The organism is Streptomyces sp. NPDC048516 (genome assembly GCF_043199875.1).
In the GTDB taxonomy this organism is placed as follows: Bacteria; Actinomycetota; Actinomycetes; order Streptomycetales; family Streptomycetaceae; genus Streptomyces.
Genome location: NZ_JBICWS010000009.1, coordinates 234,446 through 255,605, shown reverse-complemented (window position 1 = coordinate 255,605; position 21,160 = coordinate 234,446). Strand labels below are relative to the sequence as shown.

The window sequence follows — 21,160 nt, the reverse complement described above, 5'->3', positions numbered from 1 at the left end:
TGAATGCGAGGCCGCCCCCTTTCACGCTGTACCGAGATGATCTCCGGTCTGTTTGGCTTGGTGACGCACGGCCACTTTGTTCACCACCGGCCGCTTTGGTCACTTCTGTTCACGTCCCGGGAGGGAATGTGTCCGTACCGGACAGTGTCACCGGTTCCGCTGCCGAAGAGCCCGCACTCGAACCACCCGCAGACAGCGCGCTCACCAGCCTCAGTACCCGGGCCGCGCGCCAACTGGCGACCACCACCAAGTCCGAGCCCCAGATGCAGGCCATCACCTCACGGTGGCTCCTGAAGATGCTGCCGTGGGTGGACGTCAAGGGCGGCACCTACCGGGTCAACCGGCGTCTGCAACTCCGTATCGGCCGGGGGCGTGTCCAGTTCGAGCAGAACGGCGCGGACGACATCAGGGTGATCCCCCAGACGCTCACGGAGCTGCCCGCCCTGCGCGGTTACGACGATGCCGAGGTACTCCACGAGCTCGCGGGCCGCTTCCGTGTCCGTGAAGTCCGGGCCGGCCAGGTGCTCTTCGAGGCAGGACAGCCCGCCACCGAGGCGTACCTCGTCGTCCACGGCCGGTTCGCCCGCTACACGGCCGGCAAGTACGGCGAGGAGGAGGTCATCGGCGTCGTCACGGACGGCGACCAGATGGGGGACGAGGCGATCGGGCGGCCCGACCCGCTGTGGTTGAGCTCGGTGCGGGCCGAGACGGCCGGCGTGCTGATGGTGCTGCCGTGGGACGTGATCCGGGAGTTCACCGACCGGGTGCCGTCGCTGGCCGCACACCTGGCGGCGTTCGCGGAACGCCAGCAGCGCCCCGCGAACCGCAGGGGCGAGGCGGAGGTGCCGGTAGCGGCGGGGCACGTCGGCGAGCCGACGCTGTCCGGTGGCTTCGTCGACTACGACCTCGCCCCGCGCGAGTACGAACTCTCCCTGACCCAGACGGTGCTCCGGGTGCACAGCCGGGTCGCCGATCTCTACAACGAGCCCATGGACCAGACCCAGCAGCAACTCCGGCTCACCGTCGAGGAGATCCGCGAGCGCCAGGAATGGGAGATGGTCAACAACCGGGAGTTCGGGCTGCTGCACAACGCCGACTACGGCCAGCGCATCAGCACCTACACCGGCCCGCCCACCCCCGACGACATGGACGAGCTGTTGTCCATGCGCCGCAAGACGCGGCTGTTCCTGGCCCACCCGAAGGCGATCGCCGCCTTCTTCCGGCAATGCAACAAGCACGGTCTGGTGCCGGGCACGGCGAACGTCGACGGGCATGAGGTCCCCGCCTGGCGCGGCGTCCCGATCTTCCCCTGCGGCAAGATCCCGATCAGCGACGCGAACACCAGCAGCATCATTGCGCTGCGTACCGGCGAGGCGGACCAAGGGGTTGTCGGCCTGCACCAGACCGGTATCCCCGAGGAGTTCCAGCCCGGTCTGAACGTCCGCTTCATGGGCGTCGACGACGCCGCGATCATCAAATACCTGGTCACCGCCTACTACTCGATGGCCATCCTCGTGCCCGACGCGGCCGGAGTCCTGGAGAACGTCCAGATCGGCCGGAGCACCGACTGACCAGGTGGAGTACGCACCATGAGCACGCCTCCCGACACCGCCGGGTTCTCGTTGCCCGGCCCACCGAACCTCGCCCGCACCGTGCGGGTCCGACGCGGCGGGGCCGTCCCCGGGCTGAGGTACCGGCCCGCCGCCCCCGCCGACCCGGAGAAGGCCGCGGAGATCGACCGCAGGCTGGAGGCCTGGGCCCGCCGGCTGGATCTCTTTCCCGCCCAGTGGACCGGGGACTTCGCACAGTTCCAGGTCGGCCGCGCCGTCGTCCTGCAGCATCCCGGTGCGGCGGATCTCGAACGCCTCACCGTCGCGGGTGAGCTGCTGCTGGCGGAGAACCTCGTCGACAGCTGCTACTGCGAGGAGGACGAAGGCCGCGGAGCCGCACGCCGCGGCCTGGGCGGCCGGCTGATCATCGCCCAGTCGGCCCTCGATCCCTTCCACGGCACTCCCGGACTGGAGGAGGAGTGGCGCCAAGGCGTCCAGGCCGACGGGCCCCTGCGCTCGTACCACTGGGCCCTGAAGGACTACGCGGCCCTCGCCACCCCCAGCCAGACGGACCGCTTCGTCCATGACGCCGCCCGGCTGCACCTCGGCTATCTGGCCGAGGCCTCCTGGGCGGAGACCCGGCACGTACCGCAGGTCTGGGAGTACCTGGTGATGCGCCAGTTCAACAACTTCCGCCCCTGCCTGTCCCTCGTCGACGCCGTGGACGGCTACGAACTGCCCGAAGCGCTCTACGCCCGTCCCGAGGTCCAGCGGGTCACGGCTCTGGCCTGCAACGCCACGACCATCGTCAACGACCTGTACTCCTTCACCAAGGAGCTGGCGAGTGACCCGACCCACCTGAACCTGCCGCAGGTGGTGGCCGCCCACGACAAACGCGGTCTGAAGGCCGCTTACCTGAAGAGCGTCGAGATCCACAACCAGATCATGGAGGCGTTCGAGACGGAGTCGGCCCCGCTGGCCGCCCTCTCGCCCCTCGTCGAGAGGTACGTCCGGGGCCTGGCCGCCTGGGTGTCCGGCAACCACGAGTGGCACGCCACCAACACCGACCGCTATCAGCTGCCCAACTACTGGTAGACCGACCGATCCCGCGCAACCTCGCAAGGAGTCACCGTTGACCATCGCTCATGCCGACACCGCCCGTACACCGGTGCCGACCCAGTCCACGTACCAGTCCCGCGTCGCGGACTACTGGAACGCCGAGGAAAACCCGGTCAACCTCGAACTCGGTAAGATCGACGACCTGTACCACCACCACTACGGCATCGGGGAAGCCGACTGGTCGGTGCTGGACGAGCCGGACCAGGACCTCCGCCGCGAACGGGTCACCGGCGAACTGCACCGGCTGGAGCACGCGCAGGCCGAACTCCTCGCCTCCCGCCTCGGCGACCTCTCCCCCACCGACCGCGTCTTCGACGCCGGGTGCGGACGCGGGGGCGGCAGCGTGGTGGCGCATCTGCGCCACGGCTGCCACGCGGACGGGGCCACGATCTCCGCCAAGCAGGCCGACTTCGCCAACGCGCAGGCCCGCAAGCGCGGTATCGACGACAAGGTGCGCTACCACCACCGCAACATGCTCGACACCGGCTTCACCTCCGGTGCGTACGCGGCGTCCTGGAACAATGAGTCGACGATGTACGTCGAGCTGGACCTGCTGTTCGCGGAGCACGCACGGCTGCTGCGGCGCGGGGGACGGTATGTCACGATCACCGGCTGCTACAACGATGCCTATGGGCGCGCCTCGCGCGAGGTATCCCTCATCAACGCCCACTACATCTGTGACATCCACCCCCGTTCAGCGTACTTCAGCGCCATGGCCCGCAACAGGCTCGTCCCCGTGCACGTCCAGGACCTGACCGAGGCCGCGCTGCCGTACTGGGAACTGCGCCGGAAGGCCGACCACTTGGTCACGGGCATCGAGGAGACCTTCCTGAACGCCTACCGCAACGGCAGCTTCCAGTACCTGCTGATCGCCGCCGACCGCGTCTGAGTCACCGCGCCCGCCGCCCCTGCGCACGCCACGGCCGGACCCGTTCAGCCGACGTGGACGCGGGGGCGCCGGTCGCGGTCGGGTTCGGCCTCGCGCAGGACTTCACGGGTGACGGGGGCGACTTCCCCCTGGCCGAAGAGGAAGAAGCGGAGGAACTGGGCGAAGGGGTTGCCCTCGGTCCACTCGAAGTAGATGTGCGGCCGGGCTCCGGTGGCGTCGCGTACGTGCAGCAGCAGCGCGGCCAGCGCGTTGGAGATGGTGGAGCTTTCGAGGGCGAGCACTCGGAAGCGGCCGTGCATGACCTCGCCGCGTACCCGTAGTTCGCTCTCGAACTCGGACGGGTCGCCGACGGTGACCTCGACGAAGATGAAGTCGTCGTCGACCGGCAGGTCGTTGTCGGTGCGGATCTGCTGGAGCTTGTCACGGTATTCGGACAGGTCGCGCTGGTCGGGCTCGTTGGCGATGAAGCGGATCTTGCGGTGGGCGGCGTCGCGGATGAACCGTTCGGCCTTCTCGTCGAGCACGACGCTGGTGACCCGCAGCTCGAAGGCGCGGGCGAGGCGGGAGAGGAACGACAGCAGGATGATCCCGGCGATGAAGCAGGCACCGATCTTCACCCCGTCGGGGCGCTCGATGACGTTCGCGATGGTCGTGTAGAGGAAGACCAGCGAGATGACGGCGAAGCCGATCGTCCAGCCCCGCTCGCGGGCGCGCCGTGCGGTGATGGTCACCGCGATCGCGGCGGAGCTGATCAGGACCAGGACACCGGTGGCGTAGGCGCCGCCCTGGGCGTCCACATCGGCGTCGAAGAGCCAGGTCACCAGGAAGGCGACCAGGGTGAAGACCAGCACCATCGGGCGGACCGCGCGCGCCCAGTGGGGCGCCATGCCGTAGCGCGGCAGGTACTGCGGCATGAGGTTCAGCAGGCCGGCCATCGCCGAGGCACCGGCGAACCAGAGGATGGCGATGGTGGAGACGTCGTAGACCGTGCCGAAGGCGGAGCCCAGGTACTCGTGGGCCAGGTAGGCCAGGGCACGCCCGTTGGCCGGGCCGCCGGGCCGGAATGCGTCCGCGGGGATGAGCAACGTCGTGATGAAGCTGGTGATGATGAGGAAGACGCTCATGATCACGGCGGCGGTGGTGAGCAGCTTCTTCGCGCCCCGGATGCGCCCTGCGGGGCGCTCCTCGGTGTCGTCGGGGTGGCCCTCGATATGGGGCATGACGGCCACCCCGGTCTCGAACCCGGACAGGCCCAGCGCCAGCTTCGGGAAGACCAGCAGCGCCACGCCGGCCATCGCCAGGACGCTGCCGTGCTCGGTGGTCAGGGCATGGGACCAGTCGGTGACGACATGCGCCGCGGTGGCCACATGCCACACTCCGGCGACGACCACGACCACATTGAGCCCCAGGTAGAGGCCCACGAGGACGATCGCCACCCCGATGGCCTCCAGGAAGCCCTTGAGGAACACCGCGCCCAGCAGCGCGACCAGGATCAGCGTGATGACCAGCTGGCCGTTGTGCAGGGCGCTGGTGAGGTGCGGGTTCTCCACCAGGTGGGTGGCGGCGTCGGCCGCCGACAGGGTAATGGTGATCAGGAAGTCGGTGGCCGCGAACCCCAGCAGGGTCAGCACGAACAGCTTGCCCTGCCAGAAAGACAGCAGCCGCTCCAGCATCGCGATCGAGCCCTGGCCGTGCGGACTCTCCCGGGCCACCCGCCGGTACACCGGCAGCGCCCCGGCCAGCGTCACCAGGACCAGGACGAGGGTGGCGACCGGCGACAGCACGCCCGCGGCCAGGGCGGCGATGCCCGGCTGATAGCCGAGGGTCGAGAAGTAGTCGACTCCGGTCAGGCACATCACCCGCCACCACCGCTGTCCACGGTGGGCGCTCTGGGCACCCGCGTGCGGCCCGGGGTGGTGCTTGGCCATGTCGGCCAGGCCCTCCAGCATCCATGCGCGCAGGCGATGCCGTACTGCGGCCCGGGGAGGAGAACCGGCGGAGGCGGCCATCGTGTGCTCCTGTCGTACCGCGAACGGGGCCGGCCATCGACGGGACGGCCAGGTCAGCGTATGCAGGCGGGATGTCGTCGCCGTGGTGTTCGGCGGTGTGGCGCGTTCGTGTCCCCGGGGGCCGGGGGCGGCAGGCGGGCGCTCAGGCGGGAAGTCCGGCTCCCCGGCGGACCGGTTTTCCGGTGAGGTGGTGCAGGTATTCGCGTGCCAGGCGGAATCCCGAGGTCCAGGCGAGGAGCCGGCTGGGACGGTGGTCGCGGGAGCAGGTCCAGCTCGGGATGTGGCCGCGGGTGGCGACGTCCCGGCACAGGGCGGTCACACAGGCCAGGGCCAGGCGCTGACGACGGTGTTGCGGAGCGGTGAAACAGGCGATGTCCTCGTACCGGGTGCCGTGGAAGTACGTACAGGCAACGGCGAGGGCGTCCCCCTTCCGGAAGGCGGCCCAGCCGAGCCCGGAGGCGGCAAGCGGGGCCGGGCCGCCCCAGCTGGCATGGAGCCATGCCGCGTCCGGGGTGAGGGCGGCCAGCGCCAAAGCGTCCGCGGGGGCCAGCCGACGCACCGTCACCCCGTCCGGAACGCGCGGCGCCGGTACGGGCACCTGGTGCAGATACAGCATCCGTTCCCACGGCACGACCAGGTCGAAGGCGCTGCCCAGAGCGGGCAGGAAGCGGGCGGGCGCCTGCACATAGTGCGCGCCGAAGACGGCGAGGTCGTCGGGGGCCAGGGCGCCCGGGTCGCCGCGGAGCAGGACGTGGTCCGCGCAGGCCACGGCCAGGGCGCGCGGCGCGGTGACCCGGTCGGCCCACCAGCGGCCGGTGCCGGAGGCCCGTACGTGTTCGGGCAGCGCGGCCGCTCCGGGGGAGCCGGCGGTGAACCAGCCGGTGAGCACGGGGAGTTGGTCCGGGGCGAGTTCGATCACGGGGTTCCTCGGGTGGTCGCGGCCTGCGCCGGGGCGGCCGTGCGCCCAAGACGTGGGTGCCGCACCCGGTGCGCTGCCGGGCGGTCGGGGCGCCGGCGGAGGCGGTACCGGCCACCAGGACCATAGGGGAGGAAAGGTGCATGCCGGGTGCGATCGCTTCCGGGGAGGGGGAAGCGTACGCCGAACGGCCCATCGGGCCCCGGGCACGCGGCAGCGGAGGAGGGGGCGGAGGGTTCAGCGTGTCGCCGAGCGGATCCGCTCGGTGACTCCTCCCGGCCGCGGCCTGGAATCCGCGGAGCGGTGTGCCAGAGTGGAGGTGGACGGGCGCCGCGGTCGATGCGTGCGAGAGAGGCGGCCTGTCATGTCCCTACAGCCGGATCGCCTCGGCGCGGTCACCACTCCTCCCCGGTTCCCGTCCTGGCGGACCGAGGAGTACGAGGACCTGTTCGATCAGGCTCCGGTGATCTTCGTTGCGCTGGGCGGCCCCTCTCACCTGCTGGAGGCGGCGAATCCGGCGTTCTTCGAGGCGTTCGGCGGCGACCGTACGCATACCGGCCTGCCGATCGGCGAGCTGATTCCTGAGCTGGCGCCGCAGGGCGTCCTCGACCGGCTCGATGTGGTCTACCGCACGGGCACCGCACTCCGCGCCCGCGGCGCGCGGCTGATGCTCGGTGCGCCGGGCAAGGAGCGGGAGGGATTCTTCGACGTCACCTACGAGCCGCGCCGGGACGCGACGGGCGAGGTCGACGGGGTGGTGGCGATCGCGGTGGAGACCACCGTGCACCACCACGCACAGCTCCTCGCGGCCGAACAGCGCATCCTGCTGGAGCAGATCGCGCGCGACGCTCCGCTGGGCGACATCCTGACCGGCATGGCCCGGGCGATCGAGGAGTTGTCGCCGGAATTGATCGCCTCGGTGCTGCTGGCCGATTCCGACGGCCGGCATCTGCGGCACGGCACGGGTCCGGGCCTGCCGGCCTTCTACAACGAGGCGATCGACGGGATCGCCATCGGCGCGAACGTGGGCTCGTGCGGCACGGCCGCGCACCTGCGGGTGCCGGTGATCGTCACCGATATCACCACCGATCACCGGTGGGAGGGCTATCGCGAGGTGGCGGCGCGGGCCGGGGTCGCGGCGTGCTGGTCCACCCCGATCATCGGCACGGACGACCGGCTGCTGGGCACCTTCGCCATGTACCACCGGGCCCCCAAGGCCCCCGAGGAGAAGGACCTGGCCCTCAGCGCCGCGTTCGCCCGTATCGCCGCGCTCGCCATCGAACGCCACCAGGCCGTGGAGGCGAGCCGTGCGGCCCAGGAACGGGAGAAGGAGGCCCGGGAGGACCTGGCCTTCGTCCTGGAGGCCAGCACGGCCATCACCCGCGAGCCGCACTTCTCCGACTGCCTGCAGTGCTTGGCCCGGCTGGTCGTGCCGACCTTGGCGCCGCTGTGCAGCGTTCATGTGCGCGAGCACGGCCGGCCCCGGCAGATCGCCGTGGCCGCCGCCACCCCTGCCGAGGAAGACCTCTTCGCCTCCCCCGCCCTGCGCGAGCAGGTCGAGCGGGCGGTGGTCCGGGTGCTGGCCTCGGGCACCACGGAGACGGACCACGCCGACGTCCCCGGCAGCCGCCCCGTACTGCCCGGCGTCACCGGTTACCTCTGTGTCCCGCTGAGCGTCCGCGGCCGCACCTTCGGCGTACTGACCCTGCTGGCCACCGGCCGGCCCCTGGACGGCCATGTCATATCCCTTGCCAAGGAGCTGGCGCGCCGGGCCGCTTCCAGTGCCGACAACGCCCACCAGTTCAGCGACCGCGTCCAGCTGGCCCGCGATCTGCAGGCCGGGCTGCTGCCCCCGGAGCTCCCCCGCGTTCCGGGCACCGATCTGGCGGCGTCCTACCATCCCGCCGAGGAGGGGATCGAGGTCGGCGGCGATTTCTACGACGTCTTCCCGCTCCCCGACGACCGCTGGGCGTTCATGATCGGCGATGTGTGCGGGCGCGGCGCACTGGCCGCCACCATTACCGGCATGGTCCGTCACACCGCACGGGCCGCCGCGCGTCTGCTGCACGATCCGGCGGACGTGGTCGCCGCCATCAACGACGCGCTGACCGGGAGCCCGCTCGACGCGGACCACTTCGTCTCCCTCGTCTACGGCGAACTGCGGCACGCCCCGTCGCACCTCGCACTGGAGCTGATCCGGGCCGGTCATGTGCCGCCGCTCGTGCGACGCACCGACGGCACGGTCGAGCACCTGGTCCAGTCGGGCCTGCTGCTGGGGATCAGCCCGGAATTCCATGGCGCTCCCTGCCGGCTCGACCTCGCGCCGGGCGACAGCCTGGTGCTGGTCACCGACGGCATCACCGAGGCCCGCTCCACCACCGGCGAGTTCTTCGACGAACAGCGTCTGGCCGATGCCCTTATCGCCCTTCCCGCCACGACGTCCGGCGCCGCCGGTCTCATCGAGGCCGTCCATGCCGCCGTGACCGCCTTCGCGGGCCGTTCCACCCCCGATGACCAGGCCGCTTTGGTGCTCACCGCCACCTGACGCCGAGCCTTTGCGCCGGCCGGCCGGCGCGGGTCCTGGCCCGGCGTCCACGCCCCCGGTCGAGGCCGGCGAGTGCTCGCCCCCTGCCCTCCGCCGGGCAACGTGCCTATTTTGGCTCCATGGATCCCGTGCCGCATGCCACCCCCGCCGACCCCAACCCGCTGCGCCGGCTCTCCCTCGACGCACTGCGGCGGCGTACGAGCATGAAGTGGCGTACCTATCCGGACGATGTGCTGCCGCTGTGGGTGGCGGAGATGGATGTGCCGCTGGCGGAACCGGTCGCCGCGGCGATCACGGATGCGGTCGCGCTCGGCGACACCGGCTACCCGGCGGGCACGGCGTACGCCCGGGCGCTGGCCGGCTTCGCGCGGAGGCGATGGGGCTGGGACGGGCTCGTGGTGGAGCGTACGGCGATCGTGCCCGATGTGATGCTGGGCATCGTCGAGGTGCTGAAGCTGCTCACCGGGCCGGGAGACCCGGTGGTCGTCAACTGCCCCGTCTATCCGCCGTTCTACCAGTTCGTGACGCATATGGACCGGCGCGTGGTGGAAGCGCCGCTGGGTGCGGACCTGCGGATCGATTTCGCCGCGCTGGAGGGAGCGTTCCGGCACGCCGTCGCGGAAGGGGGTCGCGCCGCGTACCTGCTGTGCAGCCCGCACAATCCCACCGGCACGGTGCACGGCGCCGGGGAACTGTCCGCGGTCGCCGCGCTCGCCGGCAGGTACGGCGTACGGGTCGTCGCCGACGAGATCCATGCCCCGGTGGTTTCCCCGGACGCCGGGTTCGTGCCCTACCTGAGCGTGCCCGGGGCGGAGAGCGGTCTGTCGCTGATGTCGGCGTCCAAGGCCTGGAACCTGGCCGGTCTCAAGGCCGCGCTCGCCCTGGCCGGGCCCGCCGCTGCCGACGATCTGGCCCGCATCCCGGAAGAGGTCAGCCACGGCCCCAGCCACCTCGGCATCATCGCCCACACGGCCGCCCTGCGGGACGGCGGCGACTGGCTCGACGCGGTGCTCCGCGGCCTCGACGACAACCGCCGGCTGCTCGACGGCCTGCTGGCCGAACAGCTTCCCGCGGTCCGCTACCGCCCCGCCGCCGGAACTTATCTCGCCTGGCTCGACTGCCGCCCGCTCGGCCTCGGCGACGATCCCGCCGCGGTCTTCCTCGCCCGCGGCAGGGTCGCGCTCAGCCCCGGTGCCGGCTTCGGCACCGGCGGCGCCGGTCACGTCCGGCTCAACCTGGCGACCTCGCCCGAGCTGCTGACCGAGGCCGTACGGCGGATGGCCGTCGCGCTGGCCTGACCACGGCACCGGGCGGCGCTCCGTACGCCCCTCCCCCCGCCGCCGTACGGAGATCGGACGGCGGTCCGCGCGGCCGGCCACCACCCCACCGCCCCTTGCCCGCACCGCATTTGAGGGGTCATTTTTGGAATGCGGGGACTTTCTCCATACGATCCGGCGATGATCACAAGAAAACGGCTGGCGGCCGGGGTGTGCGGCCTGCTGGCCGCGATGACCCTCGCGCTCGCCCCCACACCTGCCGGCGCCGATGAACCGGACGCCAAGCCTTCCCCCAAAGTCGAGTTGACGCTCGATGTCAGCGGCTCGATGCGGGCACGTGACATCGACGGCCAGAGCCGGATGGCCGCCGCGAAGCAGGCGTTCAACGAGGTGCTGGACGCCGTACCGGACGAGGTCCAGCTCGGTATACGCACCCTCGGCGCCAACTACCACGGCGAGGACCGGAAAGTCGGCTGCAAGGACACCCGGCAGCTCTACCCGGTCGGACCGCTGAACCGGACCGAGGCGAAGACCGCGGTGGCGACACTCAGCCCCACCGGCTGGACGCCCATCGGGCCGGCTCTGCTGGGCGCGGCCGACGACCTCAAGGGCGGCGACGCCTCCCGCCGGATCGTCCTCATCACGGACGGCGAGGACACCTGCGCCCCGCTCGACCCCTGCCAGGTGGCGCGGGACATCGCCGCCAAGGGCATCCATCTCACCGTCGACACCCTCGGTCTGCTGCCGGACGCCAAGACCCGCAACCAGCTGAGCTGTATCGCCGAGGCGACCGGCGGCACCTACACCTCGGTACAGCACACCAAGGAACTGCGGGACCGGGTGCACCAGTTGGTGGACCGCGCCGCCCGTCCGGTGGTCACCCCGGTGGCGACCGAGGGGGGCCGGCAGTGCACCGGCGCCCCGCAGCTCAAGCCCGGCCTCTACACCGACCGTGAGAAGTTCGCCGAGCACCGCTGGTACCGGGTGGACGTGCGGCCCGGCCAGGAGCTGCGGGCCTCGGTGAGCATCGCCGCCGACCGTGCGGTCAACAACGACTACGGAGTCCTGCTGCGGGCCTCCACGGTGCACGGCAGGGAGATCGTCCGCGGCGCGGAGGCCGGCGACGGCCGTACCGATGTGATCTCCTCCGGGCTGCGCTACCCGAAGGCGCCGCTCGCCTCCTCGGATGACGACGAATCCGCGGCGGAGACCGTCTGTCTGCAGGTCAGCAACTCCTTCTCGGCGCCCGCCTCGGTCAAGACCGACCCCGGCCTGCCCGTCGAGCTGACCGTGGACCTGGTGGACGGGCCCGATGACGCCTCCGACGCGGCCTTCTTCGGTCTCGGACACGGCTGGTGGCTGCTGGTCTCGCTGGCTCTCACGGGGCTGATCGCCGGCCTGCTGTGGGGCTGGATCTCCCGTTGGCGCGTGACCGTCTGGAGGACCAACTGATGCGCACCCTACGCACCCTGACGACCGCTGTGCTGGCGGGTGCCGCCCTCTTCGGCACAGCGGGAACGGCCTTCGCCGACAGCCCCTCCCCCAGCCCGAGCACCAGCACGGACGGGGAGGCGCCGGCCCCGACCGAGGCCGGTACCTCGTTCCGTACGGCGACCGCCATCACACCGGACCAGCGGGCCACGGCCGATGCGTCCACAGGCGATTACCTCTACTGGGTACTGCCCGTGGACGCCGGGCAGCGCGCCACCGTCAAGGCCAAGGTGACCCTCCCGCAGAGCGCCCGGCACGGCACGGCCACCTGGCAGCTCGATGTCTATGACGGGCTGCGCCGCCGCCAGGCGTGCCAGTACGGCGCCCGAACCAGGGCGGCGGCGCGGGACGCGGGTTCCGTCGAGCTGTCCTGCACGCTGCGCACGGTCCGCGCCTGGACCGAACCGTGGGCGAACGATCCCCTGCCGGGCAGCTATTACGTACGCCTGACAGTGGTCGACCTGCCCAAGGACGACCTCGGTCTGCCGGTGCACGCCGAGGTCGACGCCGCCCTCGACGACACGGGCGGCGCCCACGACGTGGACGGCACGCTCGCCGCTCCCCTGGTGCCCGGCGCCTCCACCGCCACACCGCAGGCCCAGGAGAGCACCGCGCCGGGGAAGCCCGCCGCCCTGGGCGAGCCGGACGGCGGCTGGTCGTCCGGCGGGTGGTCCGACCGCTGGATCTGGACCGCGGCGGGCGGACTGCTCGCTGCCCTGGGTGGCATCGCCGGCTACCGCTTCACCGGGGGCTCGGGACGCCCGTCGCGGGTGCCACCGGGCGCCTGACCGGCCCGGGGGCGGCCATGGCACGAGCCGTGGCCCGCCCCCGGCGGGTATCCGGAACCGTCAGGGTTCAGCAGCTGCCGCAGCTGAGACATTCACAGCATTCGCAGCACTCACAGCACTCACAGCAACTGCAGCCGTCACAGCAATCGCAGTTCTGGCAGCACCCCTCGCGCTTCTTGCGCGACCACGGTCCTTCGTACTCCTCCGCGCAGCAGAGCTTGCAGGTGCAGCACAGTCCGATGGCGACCGCACAGCCGGCGAGGAAGCCGCGCGGCTTCTTCGGCTGCTGCGGGACGTGCGGCATCCCGCCCTCGCCCCCGCCGTGGCCGCCGTGGCCGCCGGTCGGACCGCCGGGACCCGCCGGACCTCCGCCGTAAGGGTTCTGAGGTCCGTTCAGCTGCTGCTGTCCATGGGCGTACGGGCCGCCGCCGGCCGGTGACTGGCCGTACCGGGGAGGCTGCCCGTACGGGGAAGACCCGCCGTTTCGGTACGGGTTGCCGCCCTGGCCGTCGTACGGCCCCGGCGCGCTGTGCCCCTGGTGGGAGCAGGTGGCCGTGCCGAAGGCGCGGTCCACCGAGCGGCGCAGTTCGTGGACCAGCAGCACATGCACCAGGGCGGGGTCGGCGAACTCCACGTCGCGCAGTGCGAGACGGATGCCGTGCAGCGCGTCGTCACACAACCGGCGGGCCTGTGCGAGGGTGGCGCCCGTGGCGGCGAGCGGGTTCCAGGCGCCCTCGGCGGCGTCCGCCGCACGGTCCTCCACGGCGTCGAGGAGATGGGCCAGCCGCCCGAAGAACCGGCCGGCCTCGGCCAGCGGCCCGGCGTTGCCCGGCCGGCCCGCGAGCACCGCGGTGTGGGCGAAGGCCGCGGCGGTCGCCGTCTCGGTCGGCTCGGTGATGAACGTCAGTGGCGTCCCGGGCCCGGCCAGCTCCTCGATGCCCAGCTGCCGGTCGACCGCGTCGACGAGTACGGCGGTGTCGAAGCCGAGGGTGGCGCCGGTGCGCGCCCCGGCCCGGTCCCATCCCGCGGCGACCCTGCGCGCGGCGGCGGCCACCGGCCGGCGGCGCAACGCTCCGTTCCCGTCGGCGACATGGTCGCGTATCTTCGCCGAGGCGAGCACGAGGGACACGGATGCCGCGAGGCGCGCACCCTCCCCCTGCGCCACCGATGCGGTACGCATACCCCGCAGCGGGCAGGGCCCCGCGGTACGGCGGCGGGTCTGCACGGGACCGGACTGAGCGTCCGTCAGCACGGAGATGATCAGCCCGTCGTAGTTCGTGACGACCCGGGCGAACTGCCCGTGGTCGCCGCGCAGCGCGAGACAGAGGCCGCACAGATGGGCCATCCACTCCGCCTTGAGTCCTTGTGACAGGCGATGGGTGCAGGGCCTGACGATTCCGAACATGTGGAAGAAACCCCCGTAAGACGTCGGCATGGACCGGCCTTGGTCGGCGCAGGCCGGCAGCGGCAGGAATCGTACCGAGTGTGCCGTTGACCTGGACACACACCCCAGGGGGAGGCAGTGGAGGCCGGGTGGTACCTGAGGTCCCGTCACGAGGACGTCGATGGTGGCGGTGGGCCGGTGGGCCGGTCGCCGGACCGGTCCGGGCCCGGACCGCGCGGCGGTGAAGGCGGCCGCTCCGCGGTGCCAGGGGAAACACCGGCGGAGCGGCCGCGGGGCCCGGGTCCACAAGAAGGCCGGGCCGGGCCGGGAATCGGGGAAATCCCGCGGCACACCCCTTTGTACGGACAGCATCCCGGGGGCGTTCAACCGGCTTTGGGATACGTCGGGAAGGAAAGGGGTGACGGTGTCAGGGGGCCGGCGTCAGGTGTGCGGCGTCAGGTGTGCGGCGTCAGAGCTCCACCGGCGCGGCGGCCCCCGTCCCGGGGTGGTGGCGCAGCCGCGCGGCGAGGACGGCGACATCGTCCTCGGCATGCAGGCCGTCGAGGCGGAGCAGGACCTCGTCGAGCACCTGCGTCACCCCCGCTCCGGCGGGCAGCCGTATCCGGGCCAGCCGGGAGAGCGAGACGTCGATGTCCTCGCCGCGCCGCTCGACGAGACCATCGGTGAACATCAGCAGCGTCTCCTCGGACGTGAGGGTGCGGGTGACGAGTTCGTAGCCCCCTGCCCCGGTACCCAGAGGCGGGCCGACGGGCACCTCGACGAGGCCGGCCACGCCCTCGCGGCTGAACACCGCCGGAGGCAGATGGCCCGCGCTGGCGAACGCGGCGATGCCGCGCGCCGGATCGACCCGGGCCAGCAGACAGGTCGCCGGACGGCGGGCCTCGTCCCCGGCCACGGCGGTGTCGAGCTGACGCAGGACGCGATGGGGCGGCAGATCGGTCGAGGCGACATAGCGCAGGTGGGAGCGGTAGGCGTTCATGTCGACGGCCGCATCGAGTCCGTGTCCCATGACGTCGCCCATGACGAGCAGGGTGCGTCCGTAGTGGAGCCGTACCGTCTCGAACCAGTCGCCGCCGACCAGGGCGCTGCTGCCGGAGGGCAGATAGCGGGTGGCGAGTTCGAGGTTGGGATGCGGCTTGCCCGGCTCCGCGAGGAGCGCCCGCTGGAGGTCCATCGCCGTGCGCTGCACCGCGGCATAGCGGCGGGCGTGCGCGAGCCGCCCGGCTGTGAGACGTGCCAGGAAGTGCACCGTGTCGGTCTCGTCCGCCGTGAAACTGCCGCCTGCGCGCAGGGCCAGCAGTGCGCCGTAGCGGCGGCCGTCCGCGCGGAGCGGCGCCGAGAGCGCCCCGGCCGAGCGGCCGCCGGGCAGGGTTGCCGTCGCGGTGACGGGACGCCCCTCGGCCAGCGCACGCATGGGGAGTGCCCCCCCGTCAGGCCGCTCCGGGTCCTCGTCAGGGAGCCGCGCTTCCAGCACCTTGACCAGGCCTGCCGTCGCCACGCGGCGCAGCGCTGCCGGGGAGCGGGACCGCGCGCCGGTGCCTTCCTCGTCGAGCAGGTCCACCGCGGCGGCGTCGCACAGGTGCCGGCACAGGATCCGGGACAACTCGGCGCAGGTGGTCTGCTCGTCCAGGGTGGTGCCGATGCGTTCGGCGGCTTCTTCCACCGTGCGCAGACGGGCCGTCAGGTCCGCGTGGCCGGCGGCGTCCCGGTCCCGGTTCCGGTCCGGGTCATCCTCGTTCGACAAGGCACCTCCAGAGCGCCGCGGCCCGCCCGCTGCGCGCCCCGGCCATGATCTGCCGGGCCGGCGCCGTGCGGCCGCACGGCCCGCCGCGGCCGCGGTGCCGGTCCTCCGTGCGGCCGAGGCTCCCCGGCGGCTCGTCGGGCATCGGAGCCGCGGCGGGACCGCGACGGGACCGCGACGGGACCGCGGCGGTCGTCAGAGCCGGCGGTCGTCAGAGCCGGCGGTCGTCAGAGCCGGCGGTCGTCAGAGCCGGCGGTCGTCAGAGCCGGCGGTCGTCAGGAAAGGACGCCCATGCCCAGCAGGCCGAAGAGGAGCGCGCCGACGAGGATCCGGTAGATCACGAAGGAGTTGAAGGAGTGCTTGGCCACGAACTTCAGCAGCCAGGAGATGGAGGCATAGGCAACGGCGAAGGAGACGACGGTGCCGATGGCCAGTGGCGCGACGGCGGCGCCGGTGCCGATGGCGTCCTTCAGCTCGTAGATGCCGGCTCCGGTGAGGGCCGGGATGCCGAGGAAGAAGGAGAGGCGGGTGGCCGCGACGCGCTCCAGGTCGAGGATGAGGGCGGTGGACATCGTCGCGCCGGAGCGGGAGAAGCCCGGGAAGAGGAGGGCGAGGATCTGGGAGCAGCCGACCCACATGGCGTCCTTGAACGAGGTGTCGTCCTCACCGCGCTTGTGCCGGCCCATCTGGTCCGCCGCCCACATCACCCCGCTACCGATGATCAGCGACCCGGCCACCACCCACAGGGAGGCGAGCGGACCTTCGATCAGGGGCTTGGCCGCCAGGCCGACGACGACGATGGGGATGGTGGCGTAGATCACCCACCAGGCGAACTTGTAGTCGTGGTGGTAGCGCTCCTCGCGATTGCGCAGCCCGCGGAACCACGCACCCACGATGCGCACGATGTCCTTGAAGAAGTAGACGAGCGCCGCGGCGATCGCGCCGACCTGGATGACCGCGGAGAAGGCGACGACGGTCTTGTCGTTGACGGGGATGCCCATCAGGCCTTCGGCGATCTTGAGGTGGCCGGTGGAGGAGACCGGAAGGAATTCCGTCACCCCCTCGACGGCTCCGAGGACGACGGCTTGGCCGATGCTGATCGCGCTCATGGGATCCATTTCTGGGGATGGGGTGGACGTCCGGCGCGGGTGCGCCGCGGTGCGGTGGGCGTGGGGTCCCGCGGCCGGGGGCGCAGCGGGGACGAGGGAGCACCGGCACCCTCGTCGGTGCTCCCGGTTCGGCCGGGGCGGGTCGCCCCGGCCGAACCGGCATCACCGGGACACACGTATGCCGCGGTGCACCGGCCGGTGAGGCGACTGTACTGGTGGTCGTGCCGTCGGGCCGAAGCGAAGGGCGCGGCGGGCCGGCGCGGCAGCGGCCCGGCGGGCGGGTGAGGCGGTGCGTACGGTCGGAGAACGGGACCGGTGCGAACGGGACCGGTGCGAGCGCGGCCGGTGCGAACAGGGCCGGTGCGAGCGGGGTCGGCACGGACAGAGCCGGCGGGAACCGAGCCTGTGCGAGCAGGGCCGGCGGGAACCGAGCCTGCGCGAGCAGGGCCGGCGGGAACCGAGCCTGTGCGAGCGGAGCCGGCGGTAACGGGAGCAGGAGAGCAACGGCCATGGTGACGGGCCCGGGTGGCAGATGGCGGCCGGGATTCGGTACGGATGAACGGTGCCCATGACCGGCGACGTACAGAAGGGCGGGCACCCGGGCACCGCGCCATGTCGTCAGCCCCTCCCGTGATGGGTCGGGATGCGTCGCGCGCGCCCCGGTGTCTAGAGTGCCAGATGGTCTACAACACTGTAGACGACCAGGAGGGGGCCCGTCCCATGGCCGAGGCGCAGGCGCAGGCACACCGTCGCCCCTGCGGGCACACCTCCCGGCCCGCGGACGCTCCGGGAGGCGAAGGTTCCCACAGCATTGTGGGCCACCGGCTCCCGCCGGCTCACACCAGGAGCGCCACCCAGCCCCGGTAGGGTCCTCCACTCGTCCCGCACCAGCACACATGAGGAGCCAGGATGCCGCTTACCACGATCGTCACAGTGAGCACCCCCACCACCACGGCGAGAAGGGCCCGGCGGCCGACCGACCGCTGGGAGGCCGTGTCGTGACCCCGCTCTCCCACTCCTCCTCCGCCACCGCCTCCGCCTTGCAGGACGACGATCAGCCGTCCTCCGCCGAGCGGGCCGCTGTCCCCACTCGCTCTCCCGCCCGATCCCTTGCCCGCGCCCCGGGCGGCACCCAGGGCGAGTCGGCGCCGCCGCCCCCGGCGAAGCACCGCGACGCGTTCTTCGACAACGCCAAGTACCTGGCGATCGTGCTGGTGGCACTGGGCCACGCCTGGGAACCGCTGTACGCCGGCAGCCGGAGTGCGGCCGCGCTCTACATCTTCGTCTACGCGTTCCACATGCCCGCATTCACCGTCATATCCGGGTACTTCTCCCGCAGTTTCGATATGCGGCGGAACCAGCTGGAGCGGCTGGTCACCGGCGTCGCCGTCCCGTACATCGTCTTCCAGACGGCCTACGCGGTGTTCCGGTACTGGGCCGGTGACCTGCCGGACTTCTCGGTCGACCTGACGGACCCGTGGTTCCTCACCTGGTTCCTGGTCGCCCTGTTCCTCTGGCGGCTCACCGCCCCGCTGTGGCGGATCGTCCGGTGGCCGGTGCCCCTGGCCCTGGCGATCGCCCTGGCGGCCTCGGTTTCCCCGGATCTCGGCAGCGGCCTGGACCTGCAGCGGGTCCTGCAGTTCCTGCCGTTCTTCGTCCTGGGCATGTGCCTGAAACCGGAACACTTCCAGCTCGTGCGCCGCCGGGCGATGCGGCTGGCCGCGGTGCCCGTCCTCGTGGCCGGGCTGGCCTTCGCCTACTGGGCCGTGCCGCGCATGAACGACGCATGGTTCTACCACACCGACAGCGCACAGCATCTGGGGGTGCCGTGGTGGTGCGGGGTCCTGATGCAACTGGCCATGTTCGGCTGCTCATTGGTCCTCACGGCCTGCTTCCTGGCCTGGGTGCCCGGCCGCCGGACGTGGTGCACCGTACTGGGCGCCGGCACGCTGTACGGCTACCTGCTGCACGGCTTCCTGGCCAAGGCCTCCCGCTGGTGGGACTGGTACGACGCCGACTGGGTCCACACCCCGTGGGGCGCCATCGCCATCACGCTCCTCGCCGCGGTGATCGTGACGCTGCTGTGCACCCCACCGGTCCAGCGCGCCCTGCGCTTCGTCATGGAGCCGAAGATGACGTGGGCCTTCAGAAAGGAGTCGCCGCTCGGCGCCCGGCCGGGCCGTACGCCCTGACGAGGGATGAGGGGCGGGGCTGACGAGCAGTGGACGCCCCCTGCCGGTTCACCTCAGGCCACCCGGCCCCACACCCGCAGTGCCGGGGGCCGGGGGCCGGGGCGGTGGGCCGGGGGCTCAGGGGGCAAGCGGCCGGGGCTCCGGTGACCCCGAGGGCACCCGTGGCACCCATGGCACCCATGGCACCCATGGCACCCATGGCCCCGGCGGATAGCATCAGTACTGTTGACGTAGCTCATACGTGCGGTGGTGGCTCACCTCGGGGCCGGCCGAATGCTGATGTGACGTGATCGGAAGTGCCTGCAAGATGGCCAGCAGCCCCACGAGCCCAGGCCACCTGGATCCAGCAGAGGCGCCGGCCATGGAACCAGCCGCGGCGGCATCGCCACCCCCGACCGGGATCAGCCTGCGCCAACTGCTGATGTCGCTGGGTGAGCCCCTGGTGGAGTTGCAGGCCGCGCCCGCCGGGCTGGACGTCGAAATCCGCAGCGTCGCGCTGCTGGACCCCGAGGATCCGCCGATCACCCACCCCGGTGAGCTGGTGCTCGCCATAGGCGCCCGCGGCCGCGCCGCATTTCCCGCGCTGCGGGCCGGCGGGCGTGACGGTGCCGCCGCCGTCGCGGTCAAGCTGGACACCCCCGGACAGGCCGCGGCGCTCAGCGCGACCGCCGTCGAGGCGGGCATCGCGCTGCTGTCCGTCCGGAGTGAGGCGCGCTGGGAGCAGGTGGACGCGCTGGCCCGCGCGGCGTTGGAGAGTGTGCCGCAGGGACGCCCCGGCGAGGGTCCCGAGGAAGGCGACCTCTTCTCGCTCGCCCAGACCACCGCCGTCCTCACCGGCGGCATCGTCAGCATCGAGGACACCGCCAACCGCGTGCTGGCCTACTCCCGCTCCACCGATTCCGACGAGGTCGACGACCTGCGGCGGCTGTCCATCCTGGGCTGGCAGGGCCCGGAGGCGTATCTGGCGCGGCTGCGGAAGTGGGGCGTGTTCCAGCGGCTGCGCGCCTCCGACGAGGTGATCTGTATCGACAGCCACCCCGAACTGGGGATCCGCCGGCGCCTCGCGGTGGCGATCCGGTCCGGGGAGCGGCAGCTGGGCACCATCTGGGTGCAGGAGGGCTCGGTGCCGCTGACCGAGCACTCGGACCAGGCGTTGCTGGGGGCGGCCCGGGTCGCCGCGCTCCACCTCGTACGCCGCCGCCGGGAGCTCTCCGCGGACCTGACGCTGACCCGGACGCTGGCTGCCGGCCTGCTGGAGGGCAGTACCGGGGCGCAGCCGCTGGCGAGCCACCTGGCGCTGGACGCGGCCCGCCCGGCCGCCGTCCTGGGCTTCTCGTACGGATCCGCCGAGGCCACCCCGCCGGAGCTGACCCGTTCCGAGGTCAGCAACCTGATCTCGGTGCACACCGCGGCCCGGCACCGCAGCGCCCTGGTCACCCAGGTCGATGCGCGGATCTATGTGCTGCTGCCGCAGCTGCCCCGCAGCATCGACACCGGCACGCTGCGCGGCTGGGGGCAGGCGATCACCGAGGCCGCGCGCCGGCATCTGGGCATGACGTTGCGCGGTTCCGTCGGCTGCATCGTGCCGGGGCTCGGGGAGGTTCCCGAATCACGGCGGGAGGCGGACCGGATCCTCGACGCGATGGTGAGCGCCGGCGTCGCCACCACGGTCGCCGCGCTGCCCGACATCCAGGCCGAGGTACTGGTCAGCGAGGTGCTGACGCTGCTCTCCGCGCACCCGGAGATGCGCGACCCCCGGCTGACCGCCCTGGTCACTCACGACAGCCGGAGCCAGGGGCAGTTGGCCGAGTCGGTCCTCGCCTATCTGAACGCCTTCGGCGACGTACGGGCCGCCGCCACCGAGCTGCATGTGCACCCCAACACGTTGCGCTACCGGATCCGCCGCGCCGAGGATCTGACCGGCCTCGACCTCAGCCGTCCGGATCAGCGACTGCTGGCGATGCTGCAGCTGCGGCTGCCGCCCGCCCCCTGAGCGCGAGCAGGACTGCCGAGCCGCGGTCGGCCCGTCCCCCTCCCCGCCGGGCCGCGCTGTGCCCGCTCGCCGCTCTCACCGCCTGCGAGGTCGGCGCCCCGCCCGCCCCCGGATCGCACGTACCGCCGTTAGTCCA

Annotated in this window: 14 protein-coding genes; 9 read left to right on the top strand and 5 right to left on the bottom strand. The window is 72.0% G+C overall.

All coding sequences use genetic code 11. The features are described 5' to 3' along the window. Positions 1 to 128 precede the first annotated feature (128 nt). From ACGFR7_RS20185 to ACGFR7_RS20175, 3 genes are read left to right on the top strand one after another with little or no spacing between them, the layout of a single operon-like run. Positions 129 to 1,571, top strand: a complete 1,443-nt coding sequence (locus ACGFR7_RS20185) for a family 2B encapsulin nanocompartment shell protein (protein ID WP_393320793.1) — start codon at positions 129 to 131, stop codon at positions 1,569 to 1,571. Between the two features lie 18 nt (positions 1,572 to 1,589). Then, positions 1,590 to 2,645, top strand: coding sequence for a family 2 encapsulin nanocompartment cargo protein terpene cyclase (locus tag ACGFR7_RS20180; protein WP_393320790.1), 1,056 nt, complete (start codon positions 1,590 to 1,592; stop codon positions 2,643 to 2,645). Between the two features lie 37 nt (positions 2,646 to 2,682). Then, the gene (locus ACGFR7_RS20175; RefSeq protein WP_393320787.1) at positions 2,683 to 3,558 is read left to right on the top strand and encodes a geranyl diphosphate 2-C-methyltransferase; all 876 of its coding nucleotides are present in this window, start codon (positions 2,683 to 2,685) and stop codon (positions 3,556 to 3,558) included. A 44-nt stretch (positions 3,559 to 3,602) separates the two neighbouring features. On the opposite strand, the gene ACGFR7_RS20170 is transcribed toward ACGFR7_RS20175, so the two are convergent. Next, positions 3,603 to 5,567 (bottom strand): amino acid transporter, encoded by a 1,965-nt coding sequence (locus ACGFR7_RS20170; RefSeq protein WP_393320784.1) that lies wholly within the window; start codon positions 5,565 to 5,567, stop codon positions 3,603 to 3,605. A gap of 142 nt (positions 5,568 to 5,709) precedes the next feature. Next, the gene (locus ACGFR7_RS20165) at positions 5,710 to 6,486 is read right to left on the bottom strand and encodes a GNAT family N-acetyltransferase (RefSeq protein WP_393320781.1); all 777 of its coding nucleotides are present in this window, start codon (positions 6,484 to 6,486) and stop codon (positions 5,710 to 5,712) included. A gap of 361 nt (positions 6,487 to 6,847) precedes the next feature. Between ACGFR7_RS20165 and ACGFR7_RS20160 the strand changes: the two genes are divergently transcribed. From ACGFR7_RS20160 to ACGFR7_RS20145, 4 genes are all read left to right on the top strand, one after another. Then, entirely contained in the window at positions 6,848 to 9,028 is a 2,181-nt protein-coding gene (locus tag ACGFR7_RS20160) for a SpoIIE family protein phosphatase (RefSeq protein ID WP_393320778.1), read from the top strand. A 119-nt stretch (positions 9,029 to 9,147) separates the two neighbouring features. After that, on the top strand, positions 9,148 to 10,326 hold the full coding sequence (locus tag ACGFR7_RS20155) for a MalY/PatB family protein (protein ID WP_393320775.1): 1,179 nt from the start codon (positions 9,148 to 9,150) through the stop codon (positions 10,324 to 10,326). 159 nt (positions 10,327 to 10,485) lie between these two features. Next, positions 10,486 to 11,757 carry a VWA domain-containing protein gene (locus tag ACGFR7_RS20150; protein ID WP_393320772.1) on the top strand — a complete coding sequence of 424 codons (1,272 nt, stop codon included), beginning with the start codon at positions 10,486 to 10,488 and terminating at the stop codon, positions 11,755 to 11,757. After that, positions 11,757 to 12,584: a hypothetical protein gene (locus ACGFR7_RS20145; RefSeq protein ID WP_393320769.1), complete on the top strand. Its 828-nt coding sequence runs from the start codon at positions 11,757 to 11,759 to the stop codon at positions 12,582 to 12,584. Before ACGFR7_RS20150 ends, ACGFR7_RS20145 begins: the two co-directional genes overlap by 1 nt. A 67-nt stretch (positions 12,585 to 12,651) precedes the next feature. Here the strand turns inward: ACGFR7_RS20145 and ACGFR7_RS20140 are convergent, their stop codons facing one another. The 3 genes from ACGFR7_RS20140 to ACGFR7_RS20130 form a co-directional block, all read right to left on the bottom strand. Beyond that, a complete protein-coding gene (locus ACGFR7_RS20140; protein WP_393321020.1) occupies positions 12,652 to 13,989 on the bottom strand; it encodes a DUF5685 family protein in 1,338 nt (445 codons plus the stop codon). A gap of 448 nt (positions 13,990 to 14,437) precedes the next feature. After that, positions 14,438 to 15,733 (bottom strand): PP2C family protein-serine/threonine phosphatase, encoded by a 1,296-nt coding sequence (locus ACGFR7_RS20135; protein ID WP_393320766.1) that lies wholly within the window; start codon positions 15,731 to 15,733, stop codon positions 14,438 to 14,440. Positions 15,734 to 16,005: 272 nt separating this feature from the next. Beyond that, entirely contained in the window at positions 16,006 to 16,839 is an 834-nt protein-coding gene (locus ACGFR7_RS20130) for an undecaprenyl-diphosphate phosphatase (RefSeq protein WP_393320764.1), read from the bottom strand. Between the two features lie 998 nt (positions 16,840 to 17,837). Between ACGFR7_RS20130 and ACGFR7_RS20125 the strand changes: the two genes are divergently transcribed. Continuing rightward, the gene (locus ACGFR7_RS20125) at positions 17,838 to 19,031 is read left to right on the top strand and encodes an acyltransferase family protein (RefSeq protein ID WP_393320761.1); all 1,194 of its coding nucleotides are present in this window, start codon (positions 17,838 to 17,840) and stop codon (positions 19,029 to 19,031) included. A gap of 361 nt (positions 19,032 to 19,392) precedes the next feature. Beyond that, positions 19,393 to 21,024, top strand: coding sequence for a helix-turn-helix domain-containing protein (locus ACGFR7_RS20120; RefSeq protein WP_393320758.1), 1,632 nt, complete (start codon positions 19,393 to 19,395; stop codon positions 21,022 to 21,024). Positions 21,025 to 21,160 lie beyond the last annotated feature (136 nt).

Excerpts from the sequence above, each read along its gene's own strand:
- ACGFR7_RS20180 (WP_393320790.1), top strand. The coding sequence starts at position 1,590 with ATGAGCACGCCTCCCGACACCGCCGGGTTCTCGTTGCCCGGCCCACCG.
- ACGFR7_RS20170 (WP_393320784.1), bottom strand. The coding sequence starts at position 5,567 with ATGGCCGCCTCCGCCGGTTCTCCTCCCCGGGCCGCAGTACGGCATCGC.
- ACGFR7_RS20160 (WP_393320778.1), top strand. The coding sequence starts at position 6,848 with ATGTCCCTACAGCCGGATCGCCTCGGCGCGGTCACCACTCCTCCCCGG.
- ACGFR7_RS20155 (WP_393320775.1), top strand. The coding sequence starts at position 9,148 with ATGGATCCCGTGCCGCATGCCACCCCCGCCGACCCCAACCCGCTGCGC.
- ACGFR7_RS20150 (WP_393320772.1), top strand. The coding sequence starts at position 10,486 with ATGATCACAAGAAAACGGCTGGCGGCCGGGGTGTGCGGCCTGCTGGCC.
- ACGFR7_RS20145 (WP_393320769.1), top strand. The coding sequence starts at position 11,757 with ATGCGCACCCTACGCACCCTGACGACCGCTGTGCTGGCGGGTGCCGCC.
- ACGFR7_RS20140 (WP_393321020.1), bottom strand. The coding sequence starts at position 13,989 with ATGTTCGGAATCGTCAGGCCCTGCACCCATCGCCTGTCACAAGGACTC.
- ACGFR7_RS20130 (WP_393320764.1), bottom strand. The coding sequence starts at position 16,839 with ATGAGCGCGATCAGCATCGGCCAAGCCGTCGTCCTCGGAGCCGTCGAG.
- ACGFR7_RS20120 (WP_393320758.1), top strand. The coding sequence starts at position 19,393 with ATGGAACCAGCCGCGGCGGCATCGCCACCCCCGACCGGGATCAGCCTG.